General features: G+C 61.0%; 12 protein-coding genes. 7 read left to right on the plus strand and 5 right to left on the minus strand.

All coding sequences use genetic code 11. The annotated features are described in order from the left end of the window. Positions 1-28 precede the first annotated feature (28 nt). The gene (gene xylB, locus AB4Z20_RS12945) at positions 29-1,516 is read left to right on the plus strand and encodes a xylulokinase (RefSeq protein ID WP_258688209.1); all 1,488 of its coding nucleotides are present in this window, start codon (positions 29-31) and stop codon (positions 1,514-1,516) included. A 12-nt stretch (positions 1,517-1,528) separates the two neighbouring features. After that, entirely contained in the window at positions 1,529-2,467 is a 939-nt protein-coding gene (locus tag AB4Z20_RS12950; RefSeq protein ID WP_253475207.1) for a carbohydrate kinase family protein, read from the plus strand. A 98-nt stretch (positions 2,468-2,565) separates the two neighbouring features. Here the strand turns inward: AB4Z20_RS12950 and AB4Z20_RS12955 are convergent, their stop codons facing one another. From AB4Z20_RS12955 to AB4Z20_RS12970, 4 genes are all read right to left on the minus strand, one after another. Further along, positions 2,566-2,847, minus strand: coding sequence for a DUF1652 domain-containing protein (locus tag AB4Z20_RS12955; protein ID WP_072346769.1), 282 nt, complete (start codon positions 2,845-2,847; stop codon positions 2,566-2,568). Between the two features lie 389 nt (positions 2,848-3,236). Then, positions 3,237-4,244, minus strand: coding sequence for a threonine ammonia-lyase, biosynthetic (gene ilvA, locus AB4Z20_RS12960; protein WP_442090045.1), 1,008 nt, complete (start codon positions 4,242-4,244; stop codon positions 3,237-3,239). Positions 4,245-4,570: 326 nt separating this feature from the next. Next, positions 4,571-5,719, minus strand: coding sequence for a PQQ-dependent sugar dehydrogenase (locus tag AB4Z20_RS12965; protein WP_442090046.1), 1,149 nt, complete (start codon positions 5,717-5,719; stop codon positions 4,571-4,573). A gap of 47 nt (positions 5,720-5,766) precedes the next feature. Then, positions 5,767-6,108 carry a hypothetical protein gene (locus AB4Z20_RS12970; RefSeq protein WP_442090047.1) on the minus strand — a complete coding sequence of 114 codons (342 nt, stop codon included), beginning with the start codon at positions 6,106-6,108 and terminating at the stop codon, positions 5,767-5,769. Between the two features lie 261 nt (positions 6,109-6,369). On the opposite strand from AB4Z20_RS12970, the gene ku reads away from it, so the two are divergent. Both ku and ligD read left to right on the plus strand, forming a co-directional pair. Continuing rightward, positions 6,370-7,260, plus strand: a complete 891-nt coding sequence (gene ku / locus AB4Z20_RS12975; protein WP_253475222.1) for a non-homologous end joining protein Ku — start codon at positions 6,370-6,372, stop codon at positions 7,258-7,260. 32 nt (positions 7,261-7,292) lie between these two features. Next, positions 7,293-9,260, plus strand: a complete 1,968-nt coding sequence (gene ligD, locus AB4Z20_RS12980; RefSeq protein ID WP_442090048.1) for a DNA ligase D — start codon at positions 7,293-7,295, stop codon at positions 9,258-9,260. Between the two features lie 142 nt (positions 9,261-9,402). Here the strand turns inward: ligD and lpxO are convergent, their stop codons facing one another. Further along, a complete protein-coding gene (gene lpxO, locus AB4Z20_RS12985) occupies positions 9,403-10,302 on the minus strand; it encodes a lipid A hydroxylase LpxO (RefSeq protein WP_442090049.1) in 900 nt (299 codons plus the stop codon). 403 nt (positions 10,303-10,705) lie between these two features. Between lpxO and AB4Z20_RS12990 the strand changes: the two genes are divergently transcribed. The 3 genes from AB4Z20_RS12990 to AB4Z20_RS13000 all read left to right on the plus strand — a co-directional run bounded on the left by AB4Z20_RS12990 (position 10,706) and on the right by AB4Z20_RS13000 (position 14,529). After that, positions 10,706-12,295 (plus strand): ABC-F family ATPase, encoded by a 1,590-nt coding sequence (locus AB4Z20_RS12990; protein ID WP_003181279.1) that lies wholly within the window; start codon positions 10,706-10,708, stop codon positions 12,293-12,295. A gap of 725 nt (positions 12,296-13,020) precedes the next feature. Beyond that, positions 13,021-14,214 carry an MFS transporter gene (locus AB4Z20_RS12995; protein WP_028237511.1) on the plus strand — a complete coding sequence of 398 codons (1,194 nt, stop codon included), beginning with the start codon at positions 13,021-13,023 and terminating at the stop codon, positions 14,212-14,214. Between the two features lie 186 nt (positions 14,215-14,400). Beyond that, positions 14,401-14,529 carry a hypothetical protein gene (locus tag AB4Z20_RS13000; protein WP_301300454.1) on the plus strand — a complete coding sequence of 43 codons (129 nt, stop codon included), beginning with the start codon at positions 14,401-14,403 and terminating at the stop codon, positions 14,527-14,529. The last annotated feature ends 42 nt before the right edge of the window (positions 14,530-14,571 follow it).

Raw genomic sequence — 14,571 nt, forward strand, 5'->3', positions numbered from 1 at the left:
GCTATTGATCTGACGACCAAGGATTTCCATGGCAAACCAACAACTGTTCCTGGGCATCGACTGCGGCACCCAAGGCACCAAGGCGCTGATCCTGGACGCGACCAGTGGCCAGGTCCTGGGCCAGGGTGCCGCAGCGCACGCCATGATCAGCGGCCCCAACGGTCGCCGCGAACAAGACACCCAGCAATGGCTCGATGCATTCACCCAGGCGACTCACCAAGCCTTGGCAGACGCTGGGGTCGATGGCCAGGCGATCCTCGGCATCGGCGTCTCCGGCCAGCAACACGGCCTGGTGTTGCTCGATGACCAAGGCCAGGTGCTGCGCCCGGCCAAACTGTGGTGCGACACCGAAACAACGCCGGAAAACGATCGGCTCCTGGCGCACCTGGGCGGTGAAGACGGCAGCCTCGAACGCCTCGGTGTGGTGATCGCGCCGGGCTACACGGTTTCCAAACTGCTCTGGACGCGGGAGCAGCATCCCCAGGTTTTCGAACGCATCGCCAGCGTCCTGCTGCCCCACGACTTCCTCAACTACTGGCTCACCGGCCGCCATTGCAGCGAATACGGCGACGCCTCGGGAACCGGCTATTTCAACGTACGCACCCGCCAATGGGACGTGCAACTGTTACAACACATCGACCCCAGCGCACGCTTGCAAGCGGCGCTGCCAGAACTGATCGAGGCCCATCAGCCGGTCGGACGCATCCTGCCGGCCATTGCTGCGCACCTGGGCATCAACCCCGAGGCGCTGGTGGCAAGTGGTGGCGGCGACAATATGATGGGCGCCATCGGCACCGGGAACATCCAGCCCGGTGTGATCACCATGAGCCTCGGGTCCTCCGGTACGGTCTACGCCTATGCCGCCGAACCTGCGGTCAGTCCGCAGCCGTCCGTGGCGACGTTCTGCTCCTCCAGCGGTGGCTGGCTGCCGCTGATCTGCACCATGAACCTGACCAACGCCACCGGGGCGATTCGCGAATTACTGGCGTTGGACATCGACACGTTCAACGCCCTGGTGGTCCAGGCTCCGATTGGCGCCGAGGGCGTGTGCATGCTGCCGTTCCTCAACGGCGAGCGTGTTCCCGCCCTGCCCCATGCCACCGGCAGCCTGCTGGGCCTGACCACCACCAACCTGACCAGGGCCAACCTGTGTCGCGCCGTGGTCGAAGGCACGACCTTCGGTTTGCGCTATGGCCTGGACTTGCTACGAGCCAACGGACTCCAGGCCCAGAGCATTCGCCTGATCGGCGGTGGTTCGAAGAGCGCGGAGTGGCGGCAGATCGTCGCCGACACCATGGACACCACGGTCATTTGCACCGAACAGAGCGAAGCCGCTGCCTTGGGCGCGGCGATTCAGGCAGCATGGTGTCACTCGGGGTCACAGACGGATTTGGCCGAGCTGTGCGAGCGCTGCGTCAAGCTCGACCCGACCAGCGAAACCCGGCCAATCGCCGCGCATGTCGCGGCGTCGCAACATGCTTATGAACGTTATCGACAACACGTCGCAACCCTTTGAGAGCGGGAAACTATGTATTTGGTGTGTGGTGAAGCGCTGTTTGATTTTTTCAGTGAGACCGAGGCGGATGGCCCGGCCTCACAAGTGAAGTACAAGGCCATTGCCGGTGGTTCACCGTTCAACGTGGCCGTGGGGCTGCGTCGCCTGGGTGTTGAGTCGGCGCTGTTTACCGGGTTGTCCACCGACTACTTGGGCCGACGCTTGCAGCAGGTGCTGCTCAATGAAGGTGTCAGCGCCCAATACCTGGTGGACTTCGACGCACCGACCACCCTGGCGATGGTTGCCGTAGGCGCCAATGGTTCGCCCCACTACAGTTTTCGCGGCGAAGGCTGTGCGGACCGACAACTGAGCCTGGCACATCTACCGGACCTGGGCCCCGAGGTGCGCGGCTTGCATTTCGGCTCGTTCTCGCTGGTGGTCCAGCCCATCGCCGACACGCTCCTGGCCCTGATGCAACGCGAAAGCGGCCGCCGCCTGATCAGCCTCGACCCGAATGTGCGACTCAACCCGCAGCCGGATATCGAGCTGTGGCGCTCACGGATTGCGACGCTGGTGCAATATGCCGACCTGATCAAGGTCAGTGACGAAGACCTGGACCTGCTCTACCCCGCAAAGGCGCCCGAAGCGATCATTGAAGGTTGGCTGGGGAACCGCTGCCAATTGGTCTTCCTGACCCGTGGCGGCCAGGGCGCTACGGTCTTCAGTCGCCAATATGGCTCATGGTCACTCCCGTCCTGTCCGGTGAAGATCGCCGACACCGTGGGTGCAGGCGACACCTTCCAGGCCGCGCTGATTGCGTGGTTGACTGAACAACAATTGGATTCGGTCGAGGGGTTGCATACCCTGACCCGGGAACAGATCAGCGCAATGCTTGAATTCGCCATTCGCGCCGCCGCCCTGACTTGCGGCAAAACCGGACCAGACCTGCCATACAGGCAACAATTGAACTGAATGGCGCATCGCTGCTAAAAAATCGCAGCTAAAAAACTGGACGCCGGGTTCGGACATGACCGGACCCGAGCGTCAGCCTTACAAGGACAAGGCCGTTATCAGCGGCCAGTCATCCGCTGGTGTTGCTGATGAAAGTGATTGCCAGCGGCAGGGTTGTGGTCGAGCTCGGTACGCAGCTCGGCGATCAGGTCGTTGATGGCCCGGCAACCGGTGAGCTTATTGGCATCGATGTCGGTTTTGACCAACGCCACGCGATCGGTTGCGTGATCGTCGTAAATCTTGACCGTCATCTTGAGCTCAGGTGACAAGGTGCACTGCGAGCGCTTGGGCAACAAGCTGCTTTCAATGATGTTTCGCATTTCGAGGGCAGATAGAAACATGGCGACTCTCTCCTGTTGAGGCGGCCAACTTATGTTCACGCCGGCGGTATTTTCGTCCGTTTTCTTCCCTGCGGACTGGGACTACGAATACCGTGCCGTTCGTTCGTTCGTTCTTTTTAGCGTTTTCAGTCAACGAGTTCGCCGGGCGAACTCTGGAATCATCCCGCAAGAAGTATGCCTGCATTGAAGACCTTGCCGATTGATCTGAATCAAGCGCTTAGCTTCGTCCCGCGCCGCAGAGCTCGTGCAAAATGCAAGGAAACGGTACTTTTTCCATGCAAACTGCAATCGCTTTTATCCTGTTCGCAACCTAGAGTAGCCCCTAATACGAAGACGCAAGTGGGCATCCGTCGCCTGCTTCAAAAAAAGTGTGACGTAGCGTAAAAAACTCAAAACGCGCCCACCGCCGCACGCTCGGCGACGTGGCGCAAACTGTCGAAATTGATATTGGCACCGGAATCGATCGCCACCAGCGTCTGGCCTCGCGTCCCCGTGTCTGCCACGTACTGCTTGATGCCTGCCACCGCCAGTGCGCCCGACGGTTCGGTGATGGAGCGGGTATCGTCATAGATGTCCTTGATCGCGGCGCACAGTTGATCGTTGCTCACGGTCATCACCTCATCGACACAGAAACGGCAGATATCGAGGCCATGGGCGCCGATCTGCGCCACGGCCACGCCATCGGCGAAGGTTCCCACCTCTGGCAAGGTTACTCGCTCACCGGCGGCCAGCGCCGCCTGGAGACAGGCCGAGTGCTGCGACTCGACGCCGATGATGCGTACCTCCGGACGCAGGTACTTGACGTAGGCCGCGATCCCGGCGATCAGCCCACCGCCACCGACCGGGACAAAAATCGCATCCAGCTGGCCGGGGTGCTGGCGCAGGATTTCCATGGCGACGGTGCCCTGCCCGGCGATCACGTCCGGGTCATCGAAGGGCGAGACGAACTCCCGTCCGGTCTGCTCGGCCAGGTCCAGCGCGTGCGCCAGGGCAAACGGAAAGCTTTCCCCGTGCAGAATCGCTTCGGCGCCTCGGTTACGCACGCCCAGCACCTTCAATTGCACAGTGGTCACAGGCATGACGATGCTGGCCGAAATCCCCAATTCCCGTGCCGCCAGCGCGACACCCTGGGCATGATTGCCGGCAGACGCGGTGATGACGCCACGGGCGCGCTGCTCCGGGGTCAGTTGCACGAGTTTGTTGTAGGCACCGCGGATCTTGAAGGAAAAGGTCGGTTGCAGGTCTTCGCGCTTGAGCAGGATCCGGTTACCCAAGGCCTCGGACAATGCGGGAGCCGCTTGCAGCGGCGTACGCACGGCCAGCTCATAGACCGGCGCGGCGAGAATCTTCTTAACATAGTGCTCAAGCAGGGCTTGCTCGGTGCGGGTAACGGTCATGGCGATCTCCTGGTTCGGGCGGAGCCCAGGAGACAGAAAGAAAAAACCCGCCTCCAGGGCGGGTTGGGTGCAGCCGTCAGCTAACCCGCCAAATAAGGAATGGCGGTAATAATGCTTGGCTGGCTGCGCAGTACGGTTGAGTTCATGCCTGGAAATTAGCGGTGTGTTGGCGGCAAGTCAATTGCAAGTTGTAGGAGCTGGCGAAGCCTGCGATCTTTTGATCTTTCGCTTGAGATTCAATTTCTGGGGAAAGATCGCAGCCTCGTTGCACTCGACAGCTCCTACACAGCTCCTACATTCCTACATGGCACCTACATGGCGTTGCGTCATTTGAGTCCGACTTTATACAACGCCCCGTCGTCCTCATCCGTCAGCACATACAGGTAACCATCCGGGCCTTGGCGAACATCCCGGACTCGCGCCTTGAGCTCACCCAGCAAACGCTCCTCGTGGACGACCTTGTCTCCCTGCAATTGCAGGCGGATCAATTCCCCGGGCACCAGCGCCCCGATGAACACGTTGCGCTGCCAGGCCTTGAAACGGTCATGGTCGTAGAACGCCATGCCGCTGAGCCCCGGTGACACCTGCCAGACGTGGTGTGGGCCAACGGTACCCTCGACAGTCTTGCCCTGGGCTTCGGGAATCGGAGCGCCGGAGTAGTTGATGCCATGGGTCGCCAATGGCCAGCCGTAGTTCTTGCCGCGCTCGATGATGTTCATCTCATCACCGCCCTTGGGCCCGTGTTCGTTCTCCCACAACGTGCCATTCCAAGGGTTGAGGGCCGCCCCCTGGGGGTTGCGCATGCCGTAGGACCATATCTCGGGACGGACGTTTTTCTGGCCGACGAAGGGGTTGTCGTCGGGCACTTTGCCGTCGGGGTAGATGCGCACGACCTTGCCTTGCAGCTTGTCCAGGTCCTGAGCGGTGGGCCGCTCGTTGTTTTCCCCCAAGGTAATGAACAGATAACCGTCGCGGTCGAAGACCAGGCGCGAGCCAAAGTGGTTGCCCGTGGACAGCTTGGGCTGCTGGCGGAAGATCACGTCGAAATTCTTCAGGCTCTTGAGGTCTTCGGACAGTTGCCCGCGCCCCACGGCGGTGCCGGCCTTGCCGTCTGCGCCCGCCTCGGCATAAGACAGGTAGACGGTGCGGTCCTGCTTGAAGTCGGGCGACAGCACCACGTCCAGCAGACCGCCCTGGCCCTTGGCCCACACTTGTGGCACGCCACTCAAGGGTGTGGACAATTGACCGTCGGGGCTGACCACGCGCAGGTTGCCCGGTCGCTCCGTCACCAGCATGCCCTGCTGGCCAGGCAAGAATGCGACAGACCAAGGGTGCTCCAGCCCCTTGACCAGGGTGATCACCTCCAGGGTGCCCTCCTCGCTCTTGAATGATTGGGTCGGCGCGGCAGCAGCCGGCGTGGCAAAGGTCAGGACAGCGCTGGCGCAACAGGCGGCCAGGAGTGTTTTACGCAACATGCACAATTCCTTCTGTGGTGTGAAAAGAGAGCGACGGTCTCCAGAACCTAGCGGTTGCCATTTTGGCTGTTCCTGGGCGGAGTAGGAGACTCGATGGTGGGGCGCGGCGAACCCGATGGCTGGCCGGACCGGGGATAACCATTGCCGATGCCGCCGTTTTCCAGGGTCGGTGGGCGCGGTACCGGCACCGTCGGGTTGTCATGAATCGTCGGCACGTTGGGCCGGGTGCCCTGCATGCTGTTGGGATTGGCCCGCCGTGTCGGGCTGTTATAGGGATTGTTGTTGCCCGGCAGATTCTGGGCCAGGACCACGGGGCCTGTGCCCGACGTGGCGGCTTGGGCGGCGGCGGTCAGCAATAGCGTCATGATGGCAACTATCAGCCTGTTCATTCGGACACCTCTTGAGTTCAGGCATATCGAAAGCACGCTACGCCGCAGGTTCGCCCTTGTTAAGCGAAATATCCCGGTGAAGATGTAACCAAGAGTCTCCGCCCCTTGTGGGAGCGAACTTGCTCGCGATAGCGGTGGGTCAGCTTGCATCAATAGCGCCTGTACCGTCGCCATCGCGAGCAAGCTCGCTCCCACAATGGAAACTTTTCCCAAGGCGCAAAGGTCACCAGAAAGACATCCACCGGCAAGGACAACACCACCATGGCACGGGCAATCTGGAAAGGCGCAATCAGTTTCGGACTGGTCCACATTCCTGTCGCGCTGGTGTCGGCCACCTCGTCCCAGGGCGTGGATTTTGACTGGCTGGACAAACGCAGCATGGACCCGGTGGGCTACAAACGGGTCAACAAGGCCACGGGCAAGGAAGTGACCAAGGACGACATCGTCAAGGGCGTCCAGTACCAGAAAGGCCAGTACGTACTGCTCAGCGAGGAAGAAATCCGTTCCGCCCACCCCAAGTCCACCCAGACCATCGATATCTTTGCCTTTGTCGACAGCGAGAAGATCCCCTTGCAGAACATCGACACGCCCTACTTTCTCGCCCCCGACAAACGCGGTGGCAAAGTCTATGCCCTGCTGCGCGAAACCCTGGTCAAGACCCACAAGGTCGCCCTGGCCCATGTCGTGCTGCATACCCGCCAGCACCTGGCGGCGCTCATGCCCCTGGAATCGGCGCTGGTACTGGTGATGCTGCGCTGGCCCGCGGAGGTGCGCGACCTTGACGTGCTGGAGCTGGGCGACGAGGTGACGAACCCAACCCTGGCCAAGGGCGAGCTGGAAATGGCCAAGCGTCTCGTGGAAGACATGAGCGCCGACTGGGAACCGCAAGAGTACCGGGACAGTTTCGAAGACAAAATCATGGAACTGGTAGAGAAAAAGGCCAATGAAGGCCGCCTCGAAGCGGTGGAGACCGACCCGGGCGAAGAACAACGCAAGACCGCCGATGTCATCGACCTTACCGAGTTGCTCAAGCGCAGCCTGGGCAGCAAGGGCAAGGTCAGCGACAAATCCGCCAGGAAGGCCCCTGCAAAACCTGCGAAAGCCGGCAAATCCGCTCCTGCCAAAAAAGCCACCAAGGCCTCCCGGGGGTAAACCCTGGCGTGCGCAATACAAGGGAATCTGTCATGGCCAATGCCGAGAGTGAATCTGCTCGTTTGCCCAACGCCAAGTCGGACGCCACCACAGCCCGAAAGGCGCCTCAAAACCGCCTGCCCGAGCGCCTGTCGCCGCAATTGGCCACGCCCGTGGAAGAACCGCCCACCGGCGAATGGCGCTATGAAGTCCAATTCCACGGATATCGGCTGCTGACCCGCATCGAACATGGCGAAGTCCGCTTGTTCAATCGCAATCACCAGGACTGGACCGAGCGGCTGAAGCTGCATGCCGACGCCCTGGCCGGGTTGAACCTGGGGGACAGTTGGCTCGACGGCGAACTGGTCCTGCTCGATGAGACCGGCCACTCCGATTTCGCGGCCCTGCGCCAGGCCTTCGACATCGGCCGCACCGTCGACATGGTGTATTTCCTGTTCGATGCGCCGTTCCTCAATGGTGTCGACCTGCGCCAGGCGCCGGTGGAGGAACGCCGTGCGGCCCTGAAAAACGCCCTTGGCAACAACGCCAGCAAGCGCCTGCGCTTTTCCGAGTCGTTTTCGGCCAGCCAGCACGACATGTTCGAAAGCGCTATCGCGCTCTCACTGGACAGCGTGGTCGGCAAGCGCCTGGGCAGCCCATATATGTCCCAGCGAAGCGCCGATTGGGTAAAACTCAAGTGCCGGTTGCGCCAAGCCTTCGTCATCGTCGGGTTCACCCGCCCCCAAGGCAGGCGCAGCGGTTTCGGCGCGCTGTTGCTGGCGGTCAACGGGCCGTCGGGGCTGGTGTACGCCGGTCGGGTCGGCACGGGATTCAGCCAGACGCAAATCAAACAATTACATGCGCAACTGTGTGCGCAGCAGCGCGAGACTTCGCCACTGGCGTTACCACTCAACGGTGTCCAGGGACGCGGCGTGCAATGGGTCGAGCCTGACCTGACCTGCGAGATCGAGTTCACTGAATGGACCCGCGACAACCAGATGCGCCAGGCTATTTTCCTGGACTTGTCGAGCACTATGCCGGCCAACAAGGTGGTTCGCGAGCAACCCCTGCCGATAAAGCCCACGACACCAGAACCCAAGCGTCGCAGCAAAGCCCGCGCGGCCAAAGTCGACGGTGTGACGATCACCCACCCCGATCGGGTCATCGACAGTGTCAGCGGTGTGCAAAAGGCCGAGCTGGCGCAGTATTACCTGGACATCGCCCCGTGGATCCTGCCGCACCTCAAGCAGCGGCCGGTCGCGCTGCTGCGGGCACCGGACGGTATCGGCGAAGAGCAGTTCTTCCAAAAACACGCCGATCGCCTGGACATTCCCCATATCAAACAGCTGGATCCGCGACTGGACCCGGGCCATGCAGCGCTGATGGAGATCAGTGACATCCACGCCCTGGTCAGCGCGGCGCAGATGGGTACGGTGGAACTGCACACCTGGACCGCGACCCACGACCGGATCGAGACACCCGACCTGTTTGTCCTGGACCTGGATCCGGACCCGTCGCTGCCCTGGAGCGCCATGATCGAGGCGACCCACATGACCTTGGCGGTGCTCGACGCGTTGGGTTTGCAGGCTTTTCTCAAGACCAGCGGCGGCAAAGGCATGCACGTGATCGTGCCATTGGCGAGAAGTGAAGGCTGGGACACCACCAAGGCGTTCGCCAAAGCCATCTCGCAGTTCCTGACCCGACAAATGCCAGAGCGCATCACGGCCACCATGGGACCGAAGAACCGCGTCGGGAAAATATTCGTCGACTACCTGCGCAACGCCCGCGGCGCCAGCACGGTGGCCGCCTACTCAGTGCGCGCCAGGCCAGGCCTGCCGGTCTCGGTGCCAATCGCCCGGGCCGAATTGCAGACCCTGCGCAACGCCCAGCAATGGGACATCCATACCGCCCTGGAACGGGCCAAGGGCTTGGGCGCCGATCCTTGGGAAGGCTACAACCACCGTCAGCGGATCACCGCCAGGATGTGGGAACAGCTGGATGCGCAAAAGCCCACCGACTGAATGTAGGAGCGTAGGAGCGTAGGAGCGTAGGAGCGTAGGAGCGTAGGAGCTGTCGAGTGCAACGAGGCTGCGATCTTTCCACAACCCATTGAGTCCAGAGCGAAAGATCAAAAGATCAAAAGATCGCAGGCTTCGCCAGCTCCTACATCCAGATAAAGATCACCAGCAGGCCGCCAAAGAACGCCCATTTCTGCAGGTAATACAGCGCACGGTTACGTTTTTTCAGGGCCTTGCCCTGCAACCGTATCTTGTAGAGCCTGGAGAACGCCCGGTTCAAGGCGCCCGTCCTGTCGCCCGCGTCGTTGGGCGCACCGGCCGCTGCCATCACGGTGCGGCTGAACCAGCGGTTGAACGCGCTAGCCCAGCGAAACTTCATCGGCCGCTCCACGTCGCAGAACAGGATGATGCGATTATGGTCGGTGGTGTTCTGGGCGTAATGAATGAACGTTTCGTCGAATATCACTACCTCGCCATCGCGCCAATGATAGGGCTCGCCATCGACATTGATGTAGCAACCAGCATCGTTGGGCGTTTCCAGGCCCAGGTGATACCGATAGGACCCGGCATATGGGTCGCGGTGCCGGACCAGCTTCGAGCCCGGCGGCAACTCGGCGAACATCGCCGCCTTGATCGAGCCGATGCTCTGTACCAGTTCGGTGGTGCGGGGGCACAGCTTCATGGCCGAAGGATGGCTGTCGCCGTACCACTTCAGGTAGAAACGCTTCCAACCGGTCTTGAAGAACGAGTTGAAGCCCACATCGTCATATTGATCGGAACGCTTGATCTGCCCTGCGTGCAGCAGGTTCTGGCCTTCGGCCCGGATCTCTTGCCAGTGGGCCTGCAACGGGCTCAGGTCCGGAAACTGCGCCGGGCTCAGGAACGGCCTGTTGGGCAGTTTCGAGCACAGGTAAAGCAGGCAATTGATCGGCGCGAGAAACGACGAATGATCGCTCAGCTGACGTCCGAACTTATGCCGCACGCGACCGCGCAGGTGAACGTAGCCAATGGAGAAGACGTAGAGCGCGACAATAATGAGTTTCACGAAAAACCGTCACAATTCTGGGGTGAACTGGATTGTTTACCCGGGCCAGCCAAGCGGCAAGGGAGATGGCATAGGGTGAGATGGCATTCTAGCCACAGTTTGTAACCGAAAGTTATCCTCCAACTGTGAAAAACTGTCTTGCCCGGGCAATACCCTATCGTTTATGCGGCCAGACCAGTACAATCGCCGCCACTATTACGCGCCCCCTTTGGCCGATACCGCAAACGCGGCTTCGGTGCACGTCTACCGGGCCAGGCGCTACGTATGCTGCTGTCCTCTTATGCCGGATGGACCCTTGCGCTTGCGACCGCGACGCCTTTGCGCGGTCGGGACGTGCGCAAACAGGTACTGAACAGGTACTGCCGCACCCTTAGCTACTCTGAATGTTCCGCAGGATAAACCTTTGATCTCTACAGCTAACATCACGATGCAGTTCGGCGCCAAGCCACTGTTCGAAAACGTCTCTGTCAAATTCGGCGCGGGTAACCGCTACGGTCTGATTGGCGCCAACGGTTGCGGCAAGTCGACCTTCATGAAAATCCTCGGCGGCGACCTCGAGCCGTCCGGCGGCCAGGTCATGCTCGAGCCGAACGTGCGCCTGGGCAAACTGCGCCAGGACCAGTTCGCCTACGAAGAATTCACCGTGATCGATACCGTGATCATGGGTCACGAAGAGCTGTGGAAGGTCAAGGCCGAGCGCGATCGCATCTATTCGCTGCCGGAAATGACCGAAGAAGACGGCATGGCCGTGGCCGAGCTGGAAACCGAATTTGCCGAGATGGACGGCTACACCGCCGAATCCCGTGCCGGTGAACTGCTGTTGGGCCTGGGGATTGGCATCGAACAGCATTTCGGCCCGATGAGCGAAGTGTCGCCAGGCTGGAAGCTGCGTGTGTTGCTGGCCCAGGCACTGTTCTCCGACCCGGAAGTGCTGCTGCTCGACGAACCGACCAACCACCTGGATATCAACACCATCCGCTGGCTGGAAAACGTGCTGACCCAGCGTTCGAGCCTGATGATCATCATCTCCCACGACCGTCACTTCCTGAACAGCGTCTGCACCCACATGGCGGACCTGGACTATGGCGAGCTGCGCCTGTTCCCGGGCAACTACGACGAGTACATGACCGTGGCGACCCAGTCCCGCGAGCAACTGCTGTCGGACAACGCCAAGAAGAAAGCACAGATTTCCGAACTGCAATCGTTCGTCAGCCGTTTCTCGGCCAACGCCTCGAAAGCCAAGCAGGCCACCTCTCGCGCCAAGCAGATCGACAAGATCCAACTGGCCGAGGTCAAGCCATCGAGCCGCGTCAGCCCGTTCATTCGCTTCGAGCAGACCAAGAAACTGCACCGCCAGGCGGTCATTGTCGAGCGCATGGCCAAAGGGTTTGACGGCAAGCCGCTGTTCAAGGACTTCAGCTTCACCGTCGAAGCCGGTGAACGCGTGGCGATCATTGGCCCGAACGGTATCGGCAAGACCACCTTGCTGCGCACCCTGGTCAATGAGCTGGAACCCGATGCCGGTACCGTAAAATGGACCGACGCCGCGGAACTGGGCTACTACGCCCAGGACCATGCCCACGACTTCGAAGACGACGTCAACCTGTTCGACTGGATGGGCCAGTGGACCCAGGGCGGCGAACAACTGGTTCGTGGCACCTTGGGCCGCATGCTGTTCTCCAACGACGAGATCCTCAAGTCGGTCAAGGTCATTTCCGGTGGTGAGCAAGGCCGCATGCTGTTCGGCAAGCTGATCCTGCAAAAACCCAACGTGCTGGTGATGGACGAACCGACCAACCACTTGGACATGGAATCGATCGAAGCGTTGAACCTGGCGCTGGAAAACTACCCGGGCACGCTGATCTTCGTCAGCCATGACCGTGAGTTCGTTTCCTCCCTGGCCACCCGCATCATCGAGCTCAGCGCCGACGGCGTGGTCGACTTCAGCGGCACCTATGACGACTACCTGCGTAGCCAGGGTGTGGTGTTCTAAGGACAGCCCTTGGCTGTTCGCTGCAAAAGCAAAGCCCTGTCCACTGTGACAGGGCTTTTTGTATTCCAAGGGTAAAGACCTGTGGGAGCGAGCTTGCTCGCGATGGCGGCCTGACAGCCGACCAGGATTTTGTTGGCGGGGTACATATCCATTGCTGCGGTAACGGCGGCTTATTGTTCCGCTCTTACAGCGGGTCACTTTCGAAAAGCCCGGAAGCCGGCCCAGTCGAAAGTAACCAAAGCGCTCATGCCCCACCACTCGGCACCTCGCCCAGGCTCGGTGTGCCCTCACTCCGGCATTGCTCCGTGGGCCCGCCGCGAAGGGCCATCCATGGCCCAGCGCGGCTATCCCGGCATCCATGCCGGGATGCCCACTCCACAATGCCTGCGTTCGGCCAGCGTGGTTAATGGGGCGCCGAGATCAACGTCCACCGCGAGGCGGCCTGATAGCCGACCTGGCTCTTGCAGTCGTACACCCATCAGCTCTGTTTGAGCTGGACCTGTGGGAGCAAAGCTTGCTCGCGAGACGGCCTTACAGCCGACCTGTTTCTCCCTGGTGAACCCAATCCCTTGTGGGAGCGAGCTTGCTCGCGAAGGGGCCGGTGCATACAACCTCAATTGAAACTGCACATCCGGGTCCCCAAGCACATTTAGTTAGCCTGCTTTCTTTTATCCCCTCCTCGCGCCATGATGAGGCTCTCTTACCGCTGCCCGCGAACGAGCCCTATGCCCACGCCCTCACCTGCCTCCAGCTCCCTGTCGATCACCCTGCAGATCGTCTCCATCGTTTTCTACACCTTCATCGCCTTTCTTTGCATCGGCCTGCCGATTGCCGTGTTGCCCGGGTATGTCCACGAACAGCTGGGCTTCAGCGCGGTGGTGGCCGGGTTGACCATCGGTTCACAGTACCTGGCGACCCTGCTCAGCCGCCCCATGGCCGGGCGGCTATCGGACAGCGTTGGCACCAAGCGGGCAATCGTCTACGGGCTGTCGGGAATTGTGCTCAGCGGCGTGCTGACGCTGCTCTCGACCTTGCTGCAAAGCTTCCCCCTGCCCAGCCTGTTGATCCTGATTGTTGGGCGCTTGCTGCTTGGCGTGGCCCAAGGGCTGATTGGCGTGGGCACCATCAGTTGGTGCATGGGCCAGGTGGGTGTGGAGCACACCGCCCGCTCGATTTCCTGGAACGGCATCGCCTCGTACGGAGCCATCGCCATCGGTGCCCCGCTGGGCGTGGTGATGGTCGGTGAACTGGGGTTCGCCAGCCTGGGCGTCGCGTTGTCGCTTCTGGCCGGGGCGGCACTGTTGATCATTCGCAACAAGCCGTCGGTGCCGGTCATTCGTGGCGAGCGCTTGCCTTTCTGGGCGGTGTTTGGGCGCATTGCGCCGTTCGGGGCGGGCCTGAGCCTGGCGTCGATCGGCTACGGCACGCTTACCACGTTTATCACGCTGTTCTATATCAGTCGCGGCTGGACCGGGGCGGCCTGGTGCCTGACAGTTTTCGGTGTCTGCTTCATCCTGGCGCGGTTGCTGTTCATTTCCAGCATCGCCCGTTTCGGCGGCTTCAACTCGGCCATTGCCTGCATGAGCATCGAAACCCTCGGGCTGGTATTGCTATGGCTGGCGCCGTCCACAGCGTTCGCCCTGGTCGGTGCCGGGCTGGCCGGTTTCGGGCTATCGTTGGTATACCCGGCGCTGGGGGTGGAGGCCATCAAGCAAGTGCCTAACACCAGCCGGGGGGCCGGCTTGAGCGCCTATGCGGTGTTCTTTGACCTGGCGCTGGCGATTGCCGGTCCGTTGATGGGGGCAGTAGCGTTGAACCTGGGCTATTCGTCGATCTTCTTCTGTGCTGCCTTGTTGTCCCTTACCGGGCTGGGTCTGACTCTGCTGCTGCGTCGCCGAGCCGTAAGCGCACCTTATTGATCGTAATACTGTTCACTGCCGTTTTTTTGTTTTGATTAGGCTCGGTATTACTTGCTCTGGTGTGTATATCCGTTGCTGCGGTAACGGCTGCTTAGGGTTCCGCTCTTACAGCGGGTCACTTTTGGAAAAGCGCCAAAAGTAACCAAAAGCGCTTTGCCCCACCACTCGGCACCTCGCTTAGGCTCGGTGTGCCCTCACTCCGGCATTGCTCCGTGGGCCCGCCGCGAAGGGCCATCCATGGCCCTGCGCGGCTACCTCGGCATCCATGCCGAGGTGCCCACTACGCAATGCCTGCGTTCGGCCAGCGTGGTTTAACGGGGCGTCCAGATCAAGATCCAAAGCAAAGCAAAGCAAAGC

The sequence above is a fragment of the Pseudomonas sp. KB_12 genome, assembly GCF_052114545.1.
GTDB classification, from domain to species: Bacteria; Pseudomonadota; Gammaproteobacteria; order Pseudomonadales; family Pseudomonadaceae; genus Aquipseudomonas; species Aquipseudomonas brassicacearum.